The sequence below is a fragment of the Thioclava litoralis genome, from assembly GCF_045278885.1.
Lineage (GTDB): Bacteria > Pseudomonadota > Alphaproteobacteria > Rhodobacterales > Rhodobacteraceae > Thioclava > Thioclava litoralis.
Genome location: NZ_CP135443.1, coordinates 1,649,321 through 1,668,641 on the forward strand (window position 1 = coordinate 1,649,321; position 19,321 = coordinate 1,668,641).

Here is a 19,321-nt window from a genome sequence, read left to right on the forward strand (position 1 = left end):
ATCTCCGCGACGCGACCCCATGACACATCCCAGACTTTCGCTGGCGCTGGAACAGGCGCCCCTGCCGGAGGACGGCACGATCCTTGTGATCGGCGCTCTGGCCGAAACCGATCTCTCCGATCTGCCGAAAGACCGGCTTGAGCTGGTGCAGGGCTTTGCGCCCGATCACGAGGGGCTGTCCGCGCGTGGGTATACCGTCAGCCCTGCGCCGCAGTCGTCTGACTATGCGGCGGCGGTGATCTTTCTGCCCCGCGCCAAGCAGGAGGCCCGCAACGCTTTGGCACGCCTGTGCGATCTGGTGATCGACGGCGGGATGATCGTGGTGGATGGCGCCAAGAATGACGGCGTGGATTCAGTGCTGAAATCGCTCAAGCCTCTGGTGGCGCCCTCGGCGGCGATTGCCAAGGCGCATGGGAAGGTCTTCCGCTTTGCCGCGCGCCGTGGGGCTCTGGCTGATTGGGTCGTGCAGGCGCAAACCCCTACCGAGGGCTTTGTCACCACCCCCGGCGTGTTCTCGGCGGATAAGGTCGATGCGGGCTCGGCCCTTCTGGCGCAGGCGCTGCCGGGCCGCCTTCCGGCGCGTCTGGCCGATCTGGGCGCGGGCTGGGGCTGGCTGTCGGCGCAGATCCTTGCGCGTGAGGGCGTCGAGACGCTGGATCTAATCGAGGCCGATTATGCCGCTCTCGACTGCGCCAAGCGCAATATCACCGACCCGCGTGCCAGCTTCCATTGGGAGGATGTCACCGGCTACGAGCCTGCCGCCCGCTATTCCGGTATCATTATGAACCCGCCCTTCCATGTGGGCCATGCGGGTGATCCGAACCTCGGGCAGGCCTTTATCCGCAAAGCGGCCTCTATGTTGTCGCTTTCGGGCAAGCTCTGGATGGTGGCCAACCGCCATCTTCCCTATGAGGACACGCTGCGGCAGGTCTTCCACCATGTCGAGGACATCGGCGGCAATGCGCAGTTCAAGCTGTTCTATGCCGAAAAGCCGCTGACGAAATCGCAGGCCGCAAAGGCCGATACTCAGACCAAACGCGGCCGCTAACCGGCCGCGTCTTTGCTTCAACCACTCCGCAGGAGACTGCATGTCGCTTTCCATTTCCGGCAAGACCGCCATTGTGACGGGCGCGGCCCACGGGATCGGGCTTGCCATTGCGCGCCATTTCGTGGATCGCGGGGCCAATGTGATGTTTGCCGATATCGACGAAAGCCGTCTGAAGGACGAATTCGCCGATACCGACACATCCGAGGGGCCGGTGCGGACTTTTGCCGGTGATCTGTGCCAGAAGCTGAATGTGGCGAATCTTCTGTCGGCGACCATCGATGCCTTTGATCGGGTGGATATTCTGGTCAATACCAACCGCTGCTTCACGCCCTGCGACCCGCTGGACCCTGACCAGACCGTGCTGGATGACATGCTGCAGCAGAATATGAAATCCTCGCTGCGGATTTCCCAGCTGACCGCCAAGCGTATGATTGCGCAGGCCGAGAAAGACGGGCGCACCGAGGGCGAGATCGGGTCGATCATCAATATCTCGACGCTGGCCTCGACGCGCTCGCAGCCCGAAACGCTGGCCTATTCCATCGCCTGTGCGGCGCAGGAACAAGCGGTGCGCGGGCTGGCCGTGGCTTTGGCGCCGCATCGCATTCGGGTAAACGGGGTCAGCTTTGCCTCTGTCATGAGCCGCTCTTTGCAGGACGCGCTGAAGGAAAACGCCGAATGGCGCGAAGAGATCATCGAGGGCACGCCCTTGGGCCGGATCGCCGCGCCGAATGAACTGGCCGAGACGGTGCAGTTTCTGGCGTCCTCGGGGGCCAGCTTCACCACCGGCCAGATCATCCGCATCGACGGCGGGCGCGGGTTGCTGGATGCGGTGCAGGTTCCGGTTTTCTGATCACTCTTCGGGGTAGGTTGCCTTGCAGGCGGCGATATTCGCGCGCGCCTGCGGCTCGAGCGATTGGATCTTGGCCACCAGCCCGTCACGTTTGCGCGTCTCGGAGGCCGGATCGATCGGCACGCGGCGTTGCAATGTTTCGGTGACCTCTTTCCAGCAATGGACAGGACGGCGGATCTTCTTGCCGTCTTTCGTTTCATGCGTTTCATAGCCGCATATCCCGAAATGCTGGCGCTCGACCTCATAGCTTTCCCACGCATAGCCGCGTGCCAGATTGCCGTTCACCTCTTCCAGAAGCCCGTTCAGCACGCGGATTTCCTTGGTGGAGCGGTTGATGCAGCGCTCTTGCGGGGTGCCGCAGGCGGCCAGCAGGCCAAGGGCGCTCAGGCCAAGCAGAGCGGGGGTGAAAATGCGGGTCATGGGATCCTCCTCCGGCCATCAGCTTAGCTTCTGCCTCTGCGGTCGGCTAGGGGGCTTTGCACCAAACTGCTATTTGCTCCTGCCGCTGCGGCCCGCTAAGACTGCGGGCAGGAAAAGGAGACCCCATGACCGACCAGCCCCAGTTCGAAGACGAAAAAGCCCGCGCCAGCCAGTGGTTTTCCGATTTGCGCGACAAGATCGTGGCGGCCTTCGAGGGGCTGGAGGACAGTCAGGTCACAGGCCCCCATGCCGAAGCGCCCGCAGGCCGTTTCGAGGTCACACCCACCGTTCGCACGGGCCCCAATGGCGAGGACCACGGCGGCGGCAAGATGAGCGTCATGCGCGGCGGCCGTGTTTTCGAGAAGGTGGGCGTCAATATCTCGACCGTCTGGGGCACATTGGGCGAGCGCGCGCAAAAGGCGATGGCCGCCCGTGGCGTGCCGGGGATGGCGGATGACCCGCGCTTCTGGGCCTCGGGGATCAGCCTTGTGGCGCATATGCAGAACCCGCAAACCCCTGCGGTGCATATGAATACCCGCATGTTCTGGACGCCGGGCGCATGGTGGTTCGGCGGTGGGGCGGATCTGAACCCTTGCATCGAATATGACGAGGACACCGCCGAATTCCACGCAGCGCTCAAGGCGGCCTGTGACGGGCATGACGCAAGCTACTACCCGCGGTTCAAGGACTGGGCGGATGAGTATTTCTATATCCCGCACCGTAATCGCGCCCGTGGTGTGGGCGGCATCTTCTATGACGATCTGAACACCGGCGATTGGGCCAAGGATTTCGCCTTCACGCAGGATGTGGGCCGCGCTTTCCTCAAGGCGTTTCTGCCGGTGACCGAAAAACGCCGCAACCAGCCTTGGACCGAGGCCGACCGCGAGGCGCAATTTATCCATCGCGGGCTTTATGCCGAATATAATCTGGTCTACGATCGGGGAACGAAGTTCGGTCTGGAAACCGGTCACAATGCCGATGCGGTCTTGATGAGCCTTCCGCCGATAGCCAAATGGGTGTGAGCGCGTAACCAAAGGCGCAGATTCCCCCTATACAGAAGGCCGCAAAGGGCGTATGAGCCGCCCCTTGCGCCGCAGTTGAGTGCGCCCGTTCCATTCCAGACCCGAAAGTCCCCGCCATGAGCATTGATATCGCCATTCACCCCGCGCTTGCCTCCGCGCTGGAGAAGAAAGGCTACGAAACCCTCACCCCCGTGCAAACTGCTGTGGGTGACCCTGCTCTGGCGGATAAGGATCTTCTGGTCTCGGCGCAGACCGGCTCGGGGAAAACCGTGGCCTTCGGTCTGGCCATGTCGGCGCAGCTTCTGGCCGAGGGTGTGCCTACCCGCGCCGATGTGCCGCGTGCCATCGTGATCGCGCCGACGCGCGAGCTGGCGCTGCAGGTGAAACGCGAATTCGAATGGCTCTATGGCGCCGCTGGCATGATCATCGCAGGCGCGGTTGGCGGTATGGACCCGCGCAACGAACGCCGTGCGCTGGAACGCGGGGCGCATATCGTCGTGGGGACGCCGGGCCGTATCTGCGACCACATCCGCCGTGGTGCGCTGGATCTGTCGGAACTGCAGGTTGCGGTTCTGGACGAGGCCGACGAGATGCTGGATCTGGGCTTCCGCGAGGATCTGGAATTCATTCTGAACGAAGCCCCCGAAGAGCGTCGCACGCTGATGTTCTCGGCCACCGTTTCGCCCGAGATCGAGCGTCTGGCTGGCACCTTCCAGAAAGATGCGCAGCGGATCTCGACCATCGACCGTAAGGCCCAGCACAGCGATATCGAGTATCGCGCGCTGGTTGTGGACCGTTCGGATCGCGAGAACGCCATCATCAACCTGCTGCGCTTCTACGAGGCCCGCAACGCGATTGTCTTCTGTGGCACCCGCGCGATGGTGACCCATCTGACGACCAAGCTGCTCAACCGTGGCTTTGCCGTGGTGGCTCTGTCGGGCGAGCTCAGCCAGGAGGAACGTTCGCGCGCGCTGCAGATGATGCGCGATGGCCGTGCCCGTGTCTGTATCGCCACCGATGTGGCCGCGCGCGGGATCGACCTTCCGGGTCTGGAACTGGTGATCCATGCCGATCTGCCGCAAAACAAAGAGGCGCTTCTGCACCGGTCTGGCCGGACGGGGCGTGCGGGCTCCAAGGGTGTGTCCGCTCTGGTCGTGCCGATCAACATCAAGGCCAAGGCCGAGCGCCTGTTGAAATTCGCCAACCTCACCGCAGACTGGGCACCCGCGCCCTCGGCCGAGGAAGTGCTGGAGCGGGATCGTGTGCGGATGCTGGAACAACCGTCGCTGGTCGAGCCCATTCAGGACGACGAGAAAGAGGCGGTTCAGGCGCTGCTCAAACGGTTCGACGCGACCGAACTGGCCGCAGCCGTGGCGCGTGCCTTCATTGCGGGGCGTTCCGCGCCGGAAGACATCACCCCGATCAGCGTGGACGGGCCGAAACCGCGTGCGAAGGTCGAGTTCGAGCGGTCGACCTGGATGCGCCTGTCGATGGGCCGTGACAGCGGCACCGATCCGAAATGGCTCTTGCCGATGCTTTGCCGCGCGGGCGATCTGACCCGCCGTGACATCGGTGCGATCCGTATCATGAACGACCATACCTTCGTGCAGATCCATGCTGATGCGGCTGACCGCTTCCTGCAATCTGTCGGCCCCGAGCGGTCGCTGGAGGATAAATGCGGTGTGGATGTGCTGGACAAAGCCCCCGAGGGTCTTGACCGTCCGAACCCGCGCCCCGCGAAATGGGACCGCAAGCCGGGCGGCCCGCGTCGTGATTTTGGTGATCGTGCGGAGCGCGGAGACCGCGAGTTCAAGAAGCCGCATCGCAAGGGTGGTTCCGACGATGGCGCGCCGCGCAAGTCGTGGAAAAGCCGCGACGAAGTGGGCGAAGGGAAAGCGGGCAAGTTCAGCAAGCCCGCCGGCAAGTCCTTCAAAGACAAGCCGAACCCCAAGGATAAGGGCAAGCCGAAAGCCAAATACGGCAAGCCTGGCAAGAAGTAATAAAAGGGCGGCCTCTCGGGGCCGCCTTTTCAGTTTCGGGGTTTGGCACGCAGCGTCGGGTCGGCCTCGCGCGGGTTTTCGGGCCAAGGGTGTTTGGGGTAGCGCCCGCGCATATCCTTGCGCACATCCGCATAGGACCCGTCCCAGAAGCCCGGAATATCCAGCGTCACCTGTATCGGCTTATGGCCGGGCGATAGCAGCGTCACCCGCAGCGGCAGGCGTTTGGGGCCGATGCTGGGATGCGCCGTCACGCCGAACATCTCCTGCAGGCGGATCTCGATGCCGGGATGTTCGCCGCTATAGTCGATGGGCACGCGCCGCCCCAGAGGGGTCTCAAAATGCGCAGGCGCAAGGCGGTCGACCAGTTGCAACTGCTCCCAATCAAGATGGCCGCGCAGGGCGTCGGTGATATCCATCTTGCGCAGGTCCGACTCCGTCCGCTTGCCACCCAGATAGGGCAGAAGCCAGTCCTCGGCGCGTTCCATCAGGGAAGCGTCGTCAAAGGCGGGAAGTTCTGCGCCCTCTTGGTGCAGCAGTTGCACACGCGCCTGAAAGCGCCGCGCGGCATCGGAGAAGGGCAGGCCGATCTGGCGGATGCCGTCCAGCGCCCCACGGGCAATCGCCTCGCGCGGGGCGTCCTTCCAGATCCGGTCATCCAGCACCAAAGCGCCGAAACGCTCCTGCTTGCGAGCGACCACACGGCCCTCGCGGCGCGACCATTCGCAAAGATCAACCCATTGGATCTTCTCGCTAAACAGCCCGCGGATCTGTGCCTCGGAAATCTGGGTGCCTTGGCGCAGCATGGCCTCGCGCGGGTCGCCATTGGTATCGGTGGCGACAATCAGACGGGCCGAGCCAAGCGGGTCGCCATCGGCCACCTGCACGCCCTTGCCGCCCGAGAGTACATAGCGCGGTTGGTCGCCCGAACGGCGCAGCCCCACGCGGTCGGGATAGGCAAGCGCGGCCATCTCGGCGGGCTCTAGTGCTGTGCTATGATCGACCATCTTCGCCAGACGGCGGGCCTCTTGGCGGATACGTTCGACCGTGCCGCGATGGGGCTGCCAAGGATGATCGGCGGCAAAGCCCTTCGGGTCGCGCACCGCCTTCAGGCGCAGGGTCAGATCGGCAGGCGCCCCGCGCAGAGGGTCACGCTCGGCCAGAAGCGCGGCCAGATCGGCGGCACCTTTGCCCGCCTTCAGCAGCATATGGCCAAGGCGCGGATGCAGCGGCAGGCGGGCCAAAGCCTGCCCGTGGGGCGTCAGGCTGATGCCCTCCAGCGCGCCCAGACCTTCCAGCAGGCTCCGCGCCTCGGCCAGCGCAGGCGCGGGAGGCGGTGTCAGAAAGGCCAGATCGCTGCCGTCAGACCCCCATTGCGCCAGCTCCAGCGCAAGGCCCGACAGATCGGCCACCTCGATTTCGGCGGGCGGGAAGGCAGGCAGCGCCCCCTCGGCGCCTTTGGTCCAGAGGCGGTAGCAGATGCCCTCGGCCACACGGCCCGCACGGCCCCGACGCTGTTCAGCCTCGGCGCGGCTGACGGGTTCGGTCACCAGACGCGCCATGCCCGAACCCGCGTCAAAGCGCATCCGGCGGGCGCGGCCCCCGTCGATCACCACGCGCACATCCTGAATGGTCAGCGAGGTCTCGGCAATCGAGGTCGCCAGCACCAGTTTACGCCCCGTTTTCGCAGGCTCGATCGCGGCACGTTGAGCGGCAAATTCCATCGCGCCAAAAAGCGGGCGGATGGTCACATCAGCAGGCAGACGGCCCGCCAAAAGCCCCTCGACACGGCGGATTTCGCCTTCTCCCGGAAGGAAGGCAAGGATGCTGCCTGTGGTCTCGGCGGCGGCTTGTTCGATCAGCCCCGCAAGAGCAGGTTCAAAGCGCATTGTCCGGTCTACGGGGCGGTCCAGCCAGCGGGTTTCTACCGGAAAGGCGCGGCCTTCCGACACCACCACCGGCGCATCCTCCAGCATGGCCGCCACCGGACCCGCGTCCAGCGTGGCCGACATCACCACCACCGCCAGATCGTCGCGCAGCGCGCCGCGCACCTCCCAAACCAGGGCCAGCCCCAGATCGGCATTCAGCGAGCGTTCGTGGAATTCGTCAAAGATCACGCAGCCCACGCCCGAAAGCTCGGGGTCGGATTGAATCATGCGGGTCAGAATGCCCTCGGTGACCACCTCGATACGGGTGGTTTTCGATACCTTCGCCTCGCCACGGATGCGGTAGCCCACGGTCTGGCCCACCGTTTCGCCCAAAGTGTCGGCCATGCGCTCGGCGGCGGCGCGGGCGGCCAGACGGCGGGGTTCAAGCATCAGGATGCGGCCCTTGACCTGATCCATCAGCGCCAGTGGCACCCGCGTGGTTTTGCCCGCCCCGGGCGGCGCCATCAGGACGGCGCGACCCTCGCGGGCGATGGCCTGTTGCAGCTCGGGCAGGACGGTGTCTATCGGCAGGCGGGTCACGGGATCAGCGCCGTTTCAGACGGCCTTCGCCATAGATCGTGTCGGTGGTGATCTCGGTCACTTCCAGCCGCCCGTTGCCCGTCGGGCTATAGGTCAGCGTGAAGGGGAAGACGGATTTCTTGGCCATGTCCGATTTCGAGAACCCCGCAAGGCGGCGGTATTCGCCGGTGCAGACCACGGTATTGCCCTGCTTTTGCGGCGCATTCAGCGTGACCTGACTGCGGCGGGTGCCATCAAAGATCTGCTCGGAGCGGTTGCAGGCCTCATCGGGGGTCACCGAGCGCAGCACCGAATAAAGCGCGGTCAGCGGATCAACCGTGCCATGCTGCTGGGTCGGGTCCAGATCGGTGCTGCGGGGCTTGCGCGGCGGCTCCTGACTGACCGAAATCGGCGTGCCGCGGTTATAGACCATCGTGGAGACGCGGTCGCGGTCGGGGGTGTCGGCTTTTTCGACATAGCGGGTCGGGGTGAAGCGGCTGCCGGTGATATGTCCGCTGGTGGTGGCATCATAGCGCAGCTTGCGCAGGAACCCCAGCAGGCCCGAGGTCTGCAACGTGCCATTGGCCCCGTAGCCGTTATTCTCGACCTTGCCATTGATCAGCAATTCGCCCGCTTTCAGCCCCTTGAGCTGCACATCGAACACGATCTGGTCGCTCTGGTCGGCCCGTGCCATCTGCCCGAAGGCCAGCAGGGCCAGTGTTGTGGCGAGGCCGATTTTGCGCGCAATCCGTGATCTCATGATGGTCCTTTCGTCGTGACGAAATCTGCAGCCCTTTCGGCTATGGGCTGGACATATACCTTTTGCGCGATGCAAGAAACAGAGAGCGTTTCACACATGCTCACATCTTTACGCTTGGTAGCGACGATTGGCCGATGGGAGGAAAGCTATGCGCAATACCGCCGAGGATCTGGCTCAGGGAATTCTTGCGGGTGACAGGCGCGCTTTGGCGCGTGGCATTACCTTGATCGAATCGAACCGTGCCGACCATCGGGCCGAGGCCTTGCGGCTGCTGGATATGCTGGCCGGTCAGGGGGCCGCGCTGCGGGTCGGGCTTTCGGGCACGCCCGGTGTGGGCAAATCGACCTTTATCGAGAGCTTCGGTCTGATGCTGACAGGGCAGGGCAAGAAGGTGGCCGTGCTGGCGGTGGACCCGTCTTCGGCGCGTTCGGGCGGGTCGATCCTTGGCGACAAGACGCGGATGGAGCAGCTCTCGCGCGACCCCAACGCCTTTATCCGCCCCTCGCCGTCGCAGGCGCATCTGGGGGGCGTGGCGCGGCGCACCCGCGAGGCGATCCTGCTGTGCGAGGCGGCGGGCTTCGACCTGATCCTGATCGAGACGGTCGGGGTGGGGCAGTCCGAGACGCTGGTGGCCGATATGGTCGATCTTTTCGTGCTGCTGATGGCCCCTGCGGGGGGCGATGAATTGCAGGGCGTCAAACGCGGCATCATGGAGATGGCCGACATCCTGCTGGTGAATAAGGCCGACGGGGACCTGAAGATGACGGCAATGCGCACGGTGGCCGATTATGCCGGTGCGCTGCGGCTTTTGCGCAAGCGCCCGCAAGATCCCGAAGGCTTTCCCAAGGCGATGGCGGTTTCCGCGCTGGAAGAGGCGGGGCTGGAAAAAGCATGGGACGAGATCTGCGCCTTGGCGCAGTGGCGCAAGGAGGAGGGGTTCTTTGCCACCCGCCGCGCCGAGCAGGCCCGCCACTGGTTCGAGGCCGAGGTGCGTGAGGGGCTGCTTGCCCGCCTTCGCACCGACCCCGAGATCCGTGCGAAGATGGCCGGATTGGGGGATCAGGTCGCGCAGGGCCGGACCGCGCCTGCGGTGGCGGCCGCCAGTATGCTGAACCTGCTGGGCTGAAATGCGCCCTGAAGGGCGCATCTTTGCGGTGGGTCAGTTGCCCTGAGACATATGGTTCATGCCGCTATGCGACATTCCCTGCATAGCGTTCTGGCCCTGCATGGCGCTCTGACCATGCATCGCGCTATGATCCATACCGGCTTCGCCCATCGTGACTTTCATATCGACTGTGACCGGATCGGCGTTTTTGAAATCGAGCACGACCTGCACATGATCGCCCTCTTTCAGCGGGGCTTTCAATCCCATGAACATGATATGGTCGCCCCCGCGGGCCAGCGCATGCGTGCCCTGCGCCGGAATGGCGAATCCTTCCGGTACGGCCAGCATCTGCATCATGCCGTCGGCGGCTTCCTTATGGGTATGTAGCTCGGTCCGGTCGGCAATGTCGGAATGCGCCGCAACAAGCTGGTCGGCGGTGTCGGACTGGTTCTCGATGGTCATGAAGGCCGCGCCGGATTTGGCGACGGGGGAAGAGACGCGCATATAGGCGTCATGGATAAGGATGCCATCAGCAAAAGCGGGCAGGCCAAAGGCAAGGGTGGCCGTGGCGGCCAGAAGCATAGAGCGGATCATGGAACTCTCCTGAAAGATCGCGTCGGATGTCGGTAACAGAAACGGATGTCAGACGACCGAGGCAGGAGGATCGCGCGCTTTGGGAGGAACGGAATGCGTGCCGCGCAGGCGCGCCGTGATCGGAGCAGGGGCGAAACGGTGCATACCCTCGGGGCGGATAAGCGCCGGCGCTGTCGGTACAAGCGATGCCAGAAGCGCCAACGCCATATCCGGACAGATCTTCACATGGCGAATCGGCGTGCCATTGGCGTCGACCGTGACAGTGACCAGCCCCTGACCGCTACAGAGCACGATCTGGCCTGCCGCACGGGTCTGGCCACGTGCTGACGCGAATTCAACGCTGGTCAGCGCGAAGACAGCTGCCAGAAAAAGGATCAGAAAGGGCAGTTGCCGCAGCATTCTCATGGAACGGGTTATAGGATGTGCCATCCTGCCGGCCAAATGATTTCAATCAACTTGGCCGTGTCGTCGTAATGAAAAACCCCGCGCCTGAGGCACGGGGTTCGGAAATCCGTCAGGATCGCAGGGATCAGGCTGCTGCCTGTGCCTTGACGATGGCCTTTTTGATTTTCAGAGCGTTGACCGACAGGTCTGCGTCTTTTGCTTTTGCAAGGAACGCATCCAGACCGCCACGGTGGTCGACCGAGCGCAGGCCATGAGCCGAGACGCGCAGCTTGAACGACTGACCGAGGGTCTCGGAGATCAGGCTTACATCATTGAGGTTCGGCAGGAAGCGGCGACGCGACTTGTTGTTCGCGTGGCTTACAGTGTTGCCCGTCATCGGGCCTTTGCCGGTTAGTTCGCAAACGCGCGACATGGCATCATCCTTTGTTTCCATATGGGCGAAGATCGCCCGTTTTCGCAACATATGAAGGCGCCGCAAGAGCAGCGCCCAGAATTCTGTCCGCGGGAAATACGAGTAAATGCGGCTCAGGTCAAGCGATTCATCGCTGAATACGCCGCCTCCCCTGCAGGTTTTTGCGCAGTTTGCCTATGCCAGCAGCTTGTCCACCCAGTCTGGCACAAGTTCTGTGGCAGGACCATGACGGGATTCGTCAAAACGTGACGTCCCCGAAGAGGGGTCAAGGTTCAGTTCCAGCGTGGCCACTCCGGCCCGCGAAGCATCCTGTACGAACCCCGCCGCCGGATAGACATTGCCCGAGGTCCCGATCGAGACGAACAGATCCGCGGCGCGCAGGGCCGTCCAGATTTCGTCCATGCGGTAGGGCATCTCGCCGAACCAGACGATATCGGGGCGGGTGGCGCGCTGGCCGCATTCGGGGCAGGGGGTGCTGGCCTGCATCACCTCGGGCGCGGGCCAGCGTGCGCCGCAGGCATGGCACAGCGCGCCATACAGGCTGCCATGCATATGGATGACATTTTGCGAACCGCCTCTTTCATGCAGGTCATCCACATTCTGCGTGACAATCAGCACCTCATAGCGCGGGTCGGCCGCAAGTCTGGCCAGCGCGATATGGGCGGCATTGGGCTGGGCGGCACTGGAGGCCGCGCGGCGCATGTTATAGAATTCATGCACCAGCTCCGGGTCGGCCTCAAACCCTTCCGGCGTGGCCACATCCTCGATCCGGTGATCTTCCCATAGCCCGTCCGACGCGCGGAAGGTGCGGATGCCGCTTTCGGCGGAAATACCGGCACCGGTGAGAATCACGATCTTCTGTACGGGCTTGGCCATAGTATTCTCCTGCTTTAGGGTCCTCCTATGCGTATCCTGTTTCTCTGCTTAGGCAATATCTGCCGCTCCCCTGCCGCCGAAGGCGTGTTTCGCGATATGGCGCGGGAGGCGGGTCTGGCGGTGGTCACCGATTCGGCGGGCACCGGTGGCTGGCATGTGGGCGAACCGCCCTATGGCCCGATGCAAGCTGCGGCACGGGCGTGTGGCTATGATCTGTCGGATTTGCGCGCCCGCCAGTTGCAGGCTGCGGATTTTACCCGATTCGATCTGATTCTGGCGATGGACCGGCAAAATCTGGCGGATGCCCGCGCTTTGGCGCCGCGCTCTGGCGGGGCGGAGCTGCGGCTGTTCCTGCCGGAGGATCTGGCCGCGGGCGAGGTGCCGGACCCCTATTATACCCGTGATTTCGACGGGGTCCTGCATCTGATCGAGGCGGGGTCCCGGCATGTGATAGAGCGTCTTCAGGCGCGGGGCTGAGACGAAAACGGGCCGGAAAACCGGCCCGATCCATATGCAGAGCGATGCAGCTTAGCCGCAATAGCCCTCTGCCGCAGAAACGAAATTCTTGTAGCGCGCCCAGAAGTCCGTATCGGAGGGGCGGCTGGAGGTGCGGACCTCCTGGGCTTTGTCGGGGTCGGTGAAAAACTTGGCGGCGCGGCGTTGGTCGCTATTGCTGAGCGTGATGTCCGCGACATTCTGGATGCAGCTGCACAGCTCGGAATTCGAGGTGCGTCCGCCTTGCTGGCAGGCGCGGTCCAGCGGGCCGGCCTTGGCGATGGAGCCCATGCACAGGCTCAGGGTGAACGCAGTGGCTGCGATCCGGATGACGTTTTTCATGCTCTGCCTCGATGTTTTTGGGTCGATTTTATGGGCGCTGCTCGCACATCTTTAATTTGCCAAGATAGTTAACAAAATATGAATGACATCTCAAAGCTCGCATGTGCCGCTCGCCGGAACGTGAAGTCTTATTCGACGATTTCTGCCGGATAGCCCGCGCCTTTCAGGGCTGCCAGAACGGTCTCGGGGGGCAGGCCGGTGACTTCGACCTCTTTGTCTTCCAGAAAGACGTCCGCCTTGCCGCCAACCTCTTCGATGGCGCTTTCGACAGCCGCTTTGCAATGGTTGCAGGTCATAGTGGGCACGGACAGGATCATGGCGGTCTCCTTGGGATGATACCTGCCTTAACTTGCGCGGCCTTCGCGAAAGGTCAATGGATTCGCATGAATTGGCCCCGTGACATGCGCGGAAGGCTTGCCAAACACTTTTCCACAGGCCATAGCGGGTCATTCTCGGGTAGCTTAGGGCCTGCCCTGTGAATTTCTCTTCCCGCAACGTCGAAACCTATATATATCGCGCGCCATGACCGATCTCGACCGTATTCGCAATTTCTCCATCGTGGCGCATATCGACCACGGTAAATCCACTCTCGCCGACCGGCTCATCCAGATGACCGGGACGGTGGCCGAACGTGACATGAAGGCACAGCTTCTTGATGCGATGGATATCGAGCGCGAGCGCGGTATTACGATCAAGGCGAACTCTGTCCGGATCGAATATCCGGCGAAGGATGGCAAAACCTACATCCTGAACCTGATCGACACCCCCGGCCACGTCGACTTCGCCTATGAGGTCTCGCGCTCCATGCAGGCCGTTGAGGGCTCGCTTCTGGTGGTCGATGCCTCGCAGGGCGTCGAGGCGCAGACGCTGGCCAATGTCTATCAGGCCATTGATGCCGACCATGAAATTGTGCCGGTCCTCAACAAGATCGACCTTCCCGCCGCCGATCCGGAACGGGTGAAGGAAAACATCGAAGACGTGATCGGCATCGATGCGTCGGATGCCGTGGAAATCTCGGCCAAGACCGGCCTTGGTATCCCCGATGTGCTGGAAGCCATTGTCCACCGTCTGCCCGCGCCCAAGGGCGAGCGGGACGCACCGCTGAAGGCCATGCTGGTCGATAGCTGGTATGACAGCTATCTGGGCGTTGTCGTTCTGATCCGCGTCATGGATGGCGTGATCAAGAAGGGCGACCAGATCAAGATGATGAAGACGGGCGCCACCTATAAGCTGGACCGCCTGTCCGTGCTCAAACCGCAGATGGTCGATATTGCCGAGCTGGGTCCGGGCGAGATCGGGGTGTTTACCGCCTCGATCAAGCAGGTGCGCGACACCAAGGTGGGCGATACGATCACCCATGACAAAAAGCCCTGTGCGCAACCGCTTCCGGGCTTCAAACCGTCGATTCCGGTGGTGTTCTGTGGTCTGTTCCCCGTTGATGCTGCCGATTTCGAGGCCTTGCGTGACGCGATCGAAAAGCTCCAGCTGAACGACGCGTCCTTCAGTGCCGAGATGGAGACCTCGGCGGCGCTTGGGTTCGGCTTCCGGTGTGGCTTCCTTGGTCTTTTGCACCTCGAGGTGATCCGCGACCGTCTGGAACGCGAATATGATCTGGACCTGATCACAACGGCGCCCTCGGTGGTGTTCAAGCTGCATATGAAGGATGGCGAGGTCATCGACCTGCATAACCCCGCGGATATGCCGGATCTGACCTATGTCGACCATATCGAAGAGCCGCGTATCAAGGCCACGATCATGGTGCCCGACGAATATCTGGGCGATGTGCTCAAGCTGTGTCAGGACCGTCGCGGGATCCAGATGGACCTGACCTATGCGGGCTCGCGCGCGATGGCGGTTTATGACCTGCCGCTGTCCGAGGTGGTCTTCGACTTTTATGACCGTCTGAAATCGGTGACCAAGGGCTATGCGTCCTTCGATTATCAGCTGATCGGCTATCGTGAGGATTTCCTTGTGAAAATGTCGATCCTCGTGAATGACGAGCCGGTGGATGCGCTGGCGATCATGGTCCATCGCGACCGTGCAGAAGCGCGTGGCCGTGCGATGTGCGAGAAGCTGAAGGACCTGATTCCGCGGCATATGTTCAAGATTCCGATTCAGGCCGCGATCGGTGCCCGCGTGATCGCGCGCGAGACCCTTTCGGCCATGCGCAAGGACGTGACCGCCAAATGTTATGGCGGGGACGCGACGCGGAAGAAGAAGCTGCTTGAAAAGCAGAAAGCCGGTAAGAAGAAGATGCGGCAGTTCGGCAAGGTCGAAATTCCGCAATCGGCCTTTATCGCCGCGCTCAAAATGGATGATTGACATCGCCGCCCCCCTCGGGGGCGGTTTTGTTTTACAGGCCCAGATAATCGGCAAGCATTCGGCCCTCATGCGCGGTCAGACAGGGGCGGGCAAGCGCGGGCGGCGATGCGGCAAGCTCTGGGAAAAGCTGCAGGAAAGCGCGACGCTGTGGCTGTTGCAGACTGGCCAGTCCGGCCTGACCGGGGTGGAAGCTTTCGGACGGAATGCCATTGGCCGAGATGATTTCGTGGGCGTCGAAGAGCAGATGGAAATAATCGACCATCCCGCCTTGCCGGATATAGATCGTGCGGTCGTTCTGGAGATCGCTTGCGCAGACAAGCACCTCGTCCTCGTCAAACAGACATTCGGCCTGCCAGCCGCGCATCAGCATCCGGTGCTGTTGCGACACCTCAAGCGGCTGCGTGTTGCCAAGCGTCCCTGCGGCAAAACGGATGGGCGCAAAACGGTCTTTCGCCTCGACACGGCGATGCCCGATCCAGAGGATCGGTTGCGGCCCGTGATCGGCGGTCTGCACGAAATCCCCCTTTTGGAGCGTTTCAACAGGGCGCGGCCCGTAGAGTGTGTCGATCAGTGTGCCCGCCCCGAAACATAGGGGAAACCGCAATGCATTCTGGTTGCTGAGGGTAAATTGCAACCGCGCGTCTGCCAGGATCAGGCGTCGGAGTGCCGCAATACCGAGGCCGCATAGACCCGCATCGGTACAAGCGGCTTCGAGGAGCGCGGCAAGCAGCGTTTCGGGACCGGCGTCCGGATAGCAGACATAGCTGGTGCCCGCCACGTCCCATGCGCTGACATCGACAGGCGTTCCGGTCGTCAGGCGGTAGCCTTGCAATGTGATGAGGGCCGTGGCCGTGCCGCTACCGACATAGCGGGGCGTATTCCCGCACCATTGCCGATGGGCATGATCGTCTTGATCCGTGCCGATGGCCCCCATCCCGAACGGGAGGCCGCCTGTGCTTTCGGTCCGGAAACTGCGTGCTCTTGGGGCGGCCTCGGGGGCAAGCAAACCGCCCGTATAGGATTGGACCAGTCCGAAATCTTGCCGGTGCAATGTCATAGGGAAACTCCGAAGACGTGTCTGATCAACAGGGCACTGGCTATCGGGCAATGAGGTAGAAAAACGGGACAAAAGCGATACGGAAACTGCCACCGAGCGACAAAAGCCGCAAGGTTGACCATAAGGGCGGTGGCGGAAGGTGAGTCTTTTGTTGAAATCCCACCTTATCAAAAAATCTATGAATTGAAATGTTTGACAACCCACGCTTCGCGAAATGGCGTCATTTTATGCGCTGACCTGATGATGTATCGGTAAACCTGCTCATTCCGATAAAGAGGGTCGGATGAATTGGGGGCGGATGCCGTTTTTTGCAGCATGGCTGGGCTATGGGCTAGCGCAGCAGGTAAAGGAGCGCCGAAAGCGTGAAGAAGGACAGCGCGGTTGCGGTAATCAGCGCCGTGGCCGCAACATCCTCGCGGTGGAAGCGGATACCGAAAAGCATATAGACCGACATCATGGGCAGGGCGGCATTGACGATGGCTGCGGCTTGCAATGTGCCCAGATCGCTATGGGTGCCTAAAAACAGCAGGCTGGTTGCGCCGACCAGCAGCGGATGGCCCAGCAGTTTGCAAAGGGTGATCCGGATCACGCCCCAACGGAACGTCTTGAGCGATAGCTCTGCCACCGCGCCGCCAACTGCCAGCAAGGCAATCGGCGCGGCCACGGGGGTCATCAGCCGGATCGCCTCCAGAAGCACCGTGGGCAGCCCGAGCCCCGTTGCTTTCCAGACCAGTCCCGACAGGGCACCGATCAACAGCGGGTTGGTCAGGATTCCGGCAAACAGGCGCCGCAGCTTGGCCCATGTCAGGCCGCTTTCCACCTCGATCACGCTGACCGCCAATGGCGTGATAATGAGGTTTTCGATCAGAAGTGCCATCGCGAAAATGTCGAAAGCGATCTGCTGGCCGAAAACGAAGGTCGAGATCGGCAGGCCGAAAAAGGCCGAATTCGAGCACGAACACCCCATTGCCTCGAAGGCGCGCACGCCGTGGGGCTTGCCTGCAAGCAAGGCTGTGCCATAGCCCAGCCCGTAGCTTAGCAGTGACCCGATCGTGTAGGAAATGAAAATAGCCGGATGCAGCGCCGTGTCATGATCTCCGGCCGCAACGGCTGCAAAAACCACAAGCGGCAGGAAAAACCGGATCACCAGCCGCCCTGCGCCGCGCAGATCTGCCGCCGCGATATAGCGGATGCGGATCAGGACGAAGCCCACCACAATCAGGATGTAAATCGGTAAGATCAGGCGAATAATGTCAGACATCGGGGGCACCGTTTCTCTCGCCTTGCCTTGATAGCATGCAAGAAACGGGGTGCAACGTGAATGAAATCCCTCTTTTGGCGCTAAAATGTCGGTTTCGGTCTTGACCGGTTTTCCCTAGCTGCGAATTAGGCAGGGAATGCGCGGCAGGGATGTCTGATGAAGGTTTTATTTGAGTGCGGCCCGCTGGGGAAAGAGACGTGTTTTGACGCGCCAGCCGAGATTTTACGGGCCGACAGTCCCGAAGAGGTTCCCGCAGTTCTGGCGCGGATCGAGCGGTTGCGGGCTGAAGGGTTCTGGCTGGCGGGGCTGTTTTCCTACGAGTTGGGCTATTGCTTCTCCGAGAAACTCGCCGCGCTTCTGCCCCAGGAACGGCGTGATCCGCTGATTGCGATGGCGGCCTATCCCGCGCCGCGGGTTGCCGCGCCGCAGACCGGCGAGGCGCATGTGCACGATCTGGTGCCGCTCTGGTCGGCGGCCGATCACGCACGGGCATTCGACCGTTTGGCCGAACATATCCGCGCGGGAGATTGCTATCAGGTCAATCTGACCTTTCCCATTCGGGGCCGTCTTTCGGGGCAGGCCGAGGCGCTTTACGCCCGTATGTCGCAGCACGCCCCCATGCCGCATGGGGCCTTTCTGGATTTGGGCGATGTGCAATATGTATCCCGCTCGCCGGAACTGTTTTTCGAGGTCGAGCCGGAGGGAAAGATCCGGACGCGCCCGATGAAAGGAACCCGTCCGCGAGAGGCCGATCCGCTCTCCGATCAGGCGCAGATCGAGGACTTGTACTCCTCCGAGAAGGATCGCGCCGAGAATCTGATGATCGTTGATCTGCTGCGCAATGACCTGTCGCGCGTGTCGCGGCTGGGCAGCGTCAAGGTGCCAGAGCTGTTCAGGATAGAAACCTATCCCACTGTCCATCAGATGGTTTCAACGGTCGAGGCGCGGTTGTGGCCCGAGAGTGGCGCGGCAGAGATTATCAAGGCGCTCTTTCCCTGTGGCTCCATCACGGGCGCGCCGAAAATCCGTGCCATGCAAATTATCCGCGATCTCGAACCCTGGGCGCGCGGGGCCTATTGCGGGGCTATCGGCTGGATGGCACCGGATGGAGGGATGCGCTTCAATGTGGCGATCCGCACATTGCGCTGCGAAGCGGAAGAGGTCACGCTAAATGTCGGGGGCGGGATCGTCTATGACAGCCGCGCCGACGCCGAATATGAGGAAGCGCTATGGAAAAGTCGCTATGCCGGACCTGTCCGCCCGATCTGAACGTTATCGAAACCTTCCGTGTGGATGCGGGGCATATCGCCTTCTGGCCGCTCCATTTGGCCAGATTGCAGCGAACCTGCCTGAAACTCGAGATACCCTTTGATGCCAAGGCTGTGCAGGCGGCCTTGGCCGCATTGCCGAAAGAGGGGGTATTGAGGGGGCGGCTGACCGTGGATCTGGCCGGCAGGCCGACATTGGGCTTTGCGGATTTGCCTGCCACGAAAACGGTCTGGAACGTCGCGATTGCCCCGCAGATGCTGCGTTCGGATGATCCTTGGCTATCTGTCAAGACAACCCAGCGGGGGCTCTATGACACGTTCCGCGCCAACTTGCCGCAGGGGATCGACGAGTGGATCTTCCTGAATGAGCAGGGGCGGCTTTGCGAGGGCACGATCACCAATATATTTGTTGGCGAGCTGCAAAACCTGCGGACGCCACCTTGCGCGGCGGGACTTCTGCCGGGGGTACTACGGCAAAGTCTTTTGGAAGCGGGCCACGCTTATGAGGATGATCTTGCCCCGAGCGACCTGCGTGATGGCTTCTGGATTGGCAATGCGCTGCGCGGCTTGATGCCCGCGCAGCTTGTTGCAGTGGAAAGGGCATAGGCGCCTATCTGTTTGAGACAGGCGCCTATTGTGG

The 19,321-nt window shown here is 62.2% G+C and carries 20 protein-coding genes; 9 read left to right on the forward strand and 11 right to left on the reverse strand.

Annotated elements, in window-relative coordinates:
- Nucleotides 1–19: 19 nt before the first annotated feature.
- Together RPE78_RS08050 and RPE78_RS08055 are read left to right on the forward strand one after the other, a co-directional pair.
- Nucleotides 20–1,048 (forward strand): methyltransferase, encoded by a 1,029-nt coding sequence (locus RPE78_RS08050; protein WP_406720252.1) that lies wholly within the window; start codon nucleotides 20–22, stop codon nucleotides 1,046–1,048.
- 40 nt (nucleotides 1,049–1,088) lie between these two features.
- Nucleotides 1,089–1,898, forward strand: a complete 810-nt coding sequence (locus RPE78_RS08055) for an SDR family NAD(P)-dependent oxidoreductase (RefSeq protein ID WP_406720253.1) — start codon at nucleotides 1,089–1,091, stop codon at nucleotides 1,896–1,898.
- On the opposite strand, the gene RPE78_RS08060 is transcribed toward RPE78_RS08055, so the two are convergent.
- Entirely contained in the window at nucleotides 1,899–2,318 is a 420-nt protein-coding gene (locus RPE78_RS08060; RefSeq protein ID WP_339108989.1) for a hypothetical protein, read from the reverse strand. It lies immediately after the preceding gene.
- A gap of 125 nt (nucleotides 2,319–2,443) precedes the next feature.
- Between RPE78_RS08060 and hemF the strand changes: the two genes are divergently transcribed.
- Entirely contained in the window at nucleotides 2,444–3,340 is an 897-nt protein-coding gene (hemF, locus tag RPE78_RS08065; protein WP_406720254.1) for an oxygen-dependent coproporphyrinogen oxidase, read from the forward strand.
- A 116-nt stretch (nucleotides 3,341–3,456) separates the two neighbouring features.
- A complete protein-coding gene (locus RPE78_RS08070; RefSeq protein WP_406720255.1) occupies nucleotides 3,457–5,340 on the forward strand; it encodes a DEAD/DEAH box helicase in 1,884 nt (627 codons plus the stop codon).
- Nucleotides 5,341–5,369: 29 nt separating this feature from the next.
- On the opposite strand, the gene hrpB is transcribed toward RPE78_RS08070, so the two are convergent.
- Entirely contained in the window at nucleotides 5,370–7,805 is a 2,436-nt protein-coding gene (hrpB, locus tag RPE78_RS08075) for an ATP-dependent helicase HrpB (protein ID WP_406720256.1), read from the reverse strand.
- 4 nt (nucleotides 7,806–7,809) lie between these two features.
- Complete coding sequence (locus RPE78_RS08080) at nucleotides 7,810–8,544, reverse strand: DUF3108 domain-containing protein (RefSeq protein WP_406720257.1); 735 nt, start codon at nucleotides 8,542–8,544, stop codon at nucleotides 7,810–7,812.
- 148 nt (nucleotides 8,545–8,692) lie between these two features.
- On the opposite strand from RPE78_RS08080, the gene meaB reads away from it, so the two are divergent.
- Nucleotides 8,693–9,670, forward strand: a complete 978-nt coding sequence (meaB, locus tag RPE78_RS08085; RefSeq protein ID WP_406720258.1) for a methylmalonyl Co-A mutase-associated GTPase MeaB — start codon at nucleotides 8,693–8,695, stop codon at nucleotides 9,668–9,670.
- A 33-nt stretch (nucleotides 9,671–9,703) separates the two neighbouring features.
- Here meaB and RPE78_RS08090 read toward each other — a convergent pair whose 3' ends face one another.
- From RPE78_RS08090 to RPE78_RS08105, 4 genes are all read right to left on the reverse strand, one after another.
- The gene (locus RPE78_RS08090; protein ID WP_406720259.1) at nucleotides 9,704–10,243 is read right to left on the reverse strand and encodes a copper chaperone PCu(A)C; all 540 of its coding nucleotides are present in this window, start codon (nucleotides 10,241–10,243) and stop codon (nucleotides 9,704–9,706) included.
- Nucleotides 10,244–10,291: 48 nt separating this feature from the next.
- Nucleotides 10,292–10,642, reverse strand: a complete 351-nt coding sequence (locus RPE78_RS08095) for a hypothetical protein (protein WP_339108996.1) — start codon at nucleotides 10,640–10,642, stop codon at nucleotides 10,292–10,294.
- A 130-nt stretch (nucleotides 10,643–10,772) separates the two neighbouring features.
- Nucleotides 10,773–11,060: a 50S ribosomal protein L28 gene (gene rpmB, locus RPE78_RS08100; RefSeq protein WP_339108997.1), complete on the reverse strand. Its 288-nt coding sequence runs from the start codon at nucleotides 11,058–11,060 to the stop codon at nucleotides 10,773–10,775.
- 174 nt (nucleotides 11,061–11,234) lie between these two features.
- Entirely contained in the window at nucleotides 11,235–11,936 is a 702-nt protein-coding gene (locus tag RPE78_RS08105; RefSeq protein WP_339108998.1) for an NAD-dependent deacylase, read from the reverse strand.
- 27 nt (nucleotides 11,937–11,963) lie between these two features.
- Between RPE78_RS08105 and RPE78_RS08110 the strand changes: the two genes are divergently transcribed.
- Nucleotides 11,964–12,413 carry a low molecular weight protein-tyrosine-phosphatase gene (locus tag RPE78_RS08110; RefSeq protein ID WP_339108999.1) on the forward strand — a complete coding sequence of 150 codons (450 nt, stop codon included), beginning with the start codon at nucleotides 11,964–11,966 and terminating at the stop codon, nucleotides 12,411–12,413.
- A gap of 51 nt (nucleotides 12,414–12,464) precedes the next feature.
- On the opposite strand, the gene RPE78_RS08115 is transcribed toward RPE78_RS08110, so the two are convergent.
- Nucleotides 12,465–12,773, reverse strand: coding sequence for a hypothetical protein (locus RPE78_RS08115; RefSeq protein WP_339109000.1), 309 nt, complete (start codon nucleotides 12,771–12,773; stop codon nucleotides 12,465–12,467).
- Between the two features lie 128 nt (nucleotides 12,774–12,901).
- Entirely contained in the window at nucleotides 12,902–13,090 is a 189-nt protein-coding gene (locus tag RPE78_RS08120) for a heavy-metal-associated domain-containing protein (RefSeq protein WP_406720260.1), read from the reverse strand.
- Between the two features lie 205 nt (nucleotides 13,091–13,295).
- On the opposite strand from RPE78_RS08120, the gene lepA reads away from it, so the two are divergent.
- Nucleotides 13,296–15,095 (forward strand): translation elongation factor 4, encoded by a 1,800-nt coding sequence (lepA, locus tag RPE78_RS08125; RefSeq protein ID WP_339109002.1) that lies wholly within the window; start codon nucleotides 13,296–13,298, stop codon nucleotides 15,093–15,095.
- 31 nt (nucleotides 15,096–15,126) lie between these two features.
- Here the strand turns inward: lepA and RPE78_RS08130 are convergent, their stop codons facing one another.
- Nucleotides 15,127–16,152 (reverse strand): Hint domain-containing protein, encoded by a 1,026-nt coding sequence (locus tag RPE78_RS08130; RefSeq protein WP_406720261.1) that lies wholly within the window; start codon nucleotides 16,150–16,152, stop codon nucleotides 15,127–15,129.
- A 331-nt stretch (nucleotides 16,153–16,483) separates the two neighbouring features.
- Nucleotides 16,484–17,413: an AEC family transporter gene (locus RPE78_RS08135; protein WP_339109004.1), complete on the reverse strand. Its 930-nt coding sequence runs from the start codon at nucleotides 17,411–17,413 to the stop codon at nucleotides 16,484–16,486.
- A gap of 156 nt (nucleotides 17,414–17,569) precedes the next feature.
- Here RPE78_RS08135 and RPE78_RS08140 point away from each other — a divergent pair, with 156 nt between their 5' ends.
- Together RPE78_RS08140 and RPE78_RS08145 are read left to right on the forward strand one after the other, a co-directional pair.
- Nucleotides 17,570–18,682 carry an aminodeoxychorismate synthase component I gene (locus tag RPE78_RS08140; RefSeq protein ID WP_406720262.1) on the forward strand — a complete coding sequence of 371 codons (1,113 nt, stop codon included), beginning with the start codon at nucleotides 17,570–17,572 and terminating at the stop codon, nucleotides 18,680–18,682.
- Complete coding sequence (locus RPE78_RS08145) at nucleotides 18,643–19,287, forward strand: aminotransferase class IV (RefSeq protein WP_406720263.1); 645 nt, start codon at nucleotides 18,643–18,645, stop codon at nucleotides 19,285–19,287. Before RPE78_RS08140 ends, RPE78_RS08145 begins: the two co-directional genes overlap by 40 nt.
- Nucleotides 19,288–19,321 lie beyond the last annotated feature (34 nt).

Bases quoted from the DNA above. Each gene is read 5' to 3' on its own strand.
- RPE78_RS08050 (WP_406720252.1), top strand. From the start codon at position 20: ATGACACATCCCAGACTTTCGCTGGCGCTGGAACAGGCGCCCCTGCCG.
- RPE78_RS08055 (WP_406720253.1), top strand. From the start codon at position 1,089: ATGTCGCTTTCCATTTCCGGCAAGACCGCCATTGTGACGGGCGCGGCC.
- RPE78_RS08060 (WP_339108989.1), bottom strand. From the start codon at position 2,318: ATGACCCGCATTTTCACCCCCGCTCTGCTTGGCCTGAGCGCCCTTGGC.
- hemF (WP_406720254.1), top strand. From the start codon at position 2,444: ATGACCGACCAGCCCCAGTTCGAAGACGAAAAAGCCCGCGCCAGCCAG.
- RPE78_RS08070 (WP_406720255.1), top strand. From the start codon at position 3,457: ATGAGCATTGATATCGCCATTCACCCCGCGCTTGCCTCCGCGCTGGAG.
- RPE78_RS08080 (WP_406720257.1), bottom strand. From the start codon at position 8,544: ATGAGATCACGGATTGCGCGCAAAATCGGCCTCGCCACAACACTGGCC.
- meaB (WP_406720258.1), top strand. From the start codon at position 8,693: ATGCGCAATACCGCCGAGGATCTGGCTCAGGGAATTCTTGCGGGTGAC.
- RPE78_RS08090 (WP_406720259.1), bottom strand. From the start codon at position 10,243: ATGATCCGCTCTATGCTTCTGGCCGCCACGGCCACCCTTGCCTTTGGC.
- RPE78_RS08095 (WP_339108996.1), bottom strand. From the start codon at position 10,642: ATGCTGCGGCAACTGCCCTTTCTGATCCTTTTTCTGGCAGCTGTCTTC.
- rpmB (WP_339108997.1), bottom strand. From the start codon at position 11,060: ATGTCGCGCGTTTGCGAACTAACCGGCAAAGGCCCGATGACGGGCAAC.
- RPE78_RS08105 (WP_339108998.1), bottom strand. From the start codon at position 11,936: ATGGCCAAGCCCGTACAGAAGATCGTGATTCTCACCGGTGCCGGTATT.
- RPE78_RS08110 (WP_339108999.1), top strand. From the start codon at position 11,964: ATGCGTATCCTGTTTCTCTGCTTAGGCAATATCTGCCGCTCCCCTGCC.
- RPE78_RS08115 (WP_339109000.1), bottom strand. From the start codon at position 12,773: ATGAAAAACGTCATCCGGATCGCAGCCACTGCGTTCACCCTGAGCCTG.
- RPE78_RS08120 (WP_406720260.1), bottom strand. From the start codon at position 13,090: ATGATCCTGTCCGTGCCCACTATGACCTGCAACCATTGCAAAGCGGCT.
- lepA (WP_339109002.1), top strand. From the start codon at position 13,296: ATGACCGATCTCGACCGTATTCGCAATTTCTCCATCGTGGCGCATATC.
- RPE78_RS08130 (WP_406720261.1), bottom strand. From the start codon at position 16,152: ATGACATTGCACCGGCAAGATTTCGGACTGGTCCAATCCTATACGGGC.
- RPE78_RS08135 (WP_339109004.1), bottom strand. From the start codon at position 17,413: ATGTCTGACATTATTCGCCTGATCTTACCGATTTACATCCTGATTGTG.
- RPE78_RS08140 (WP_406720262.1), top strand. From the start codon at position 17,570: ATGAAGGTTTTATTTGAGTGCGGCCCGCTGGGGAAAGAGACGTGTTTT.
- RPE78_RS08145 (WP_406720263.1), top strand. From the start codon at position 18,643: ATGGAAAAGTCGCTATGCCGGACCTGTCCGCCCGATCTGAACGTTATC.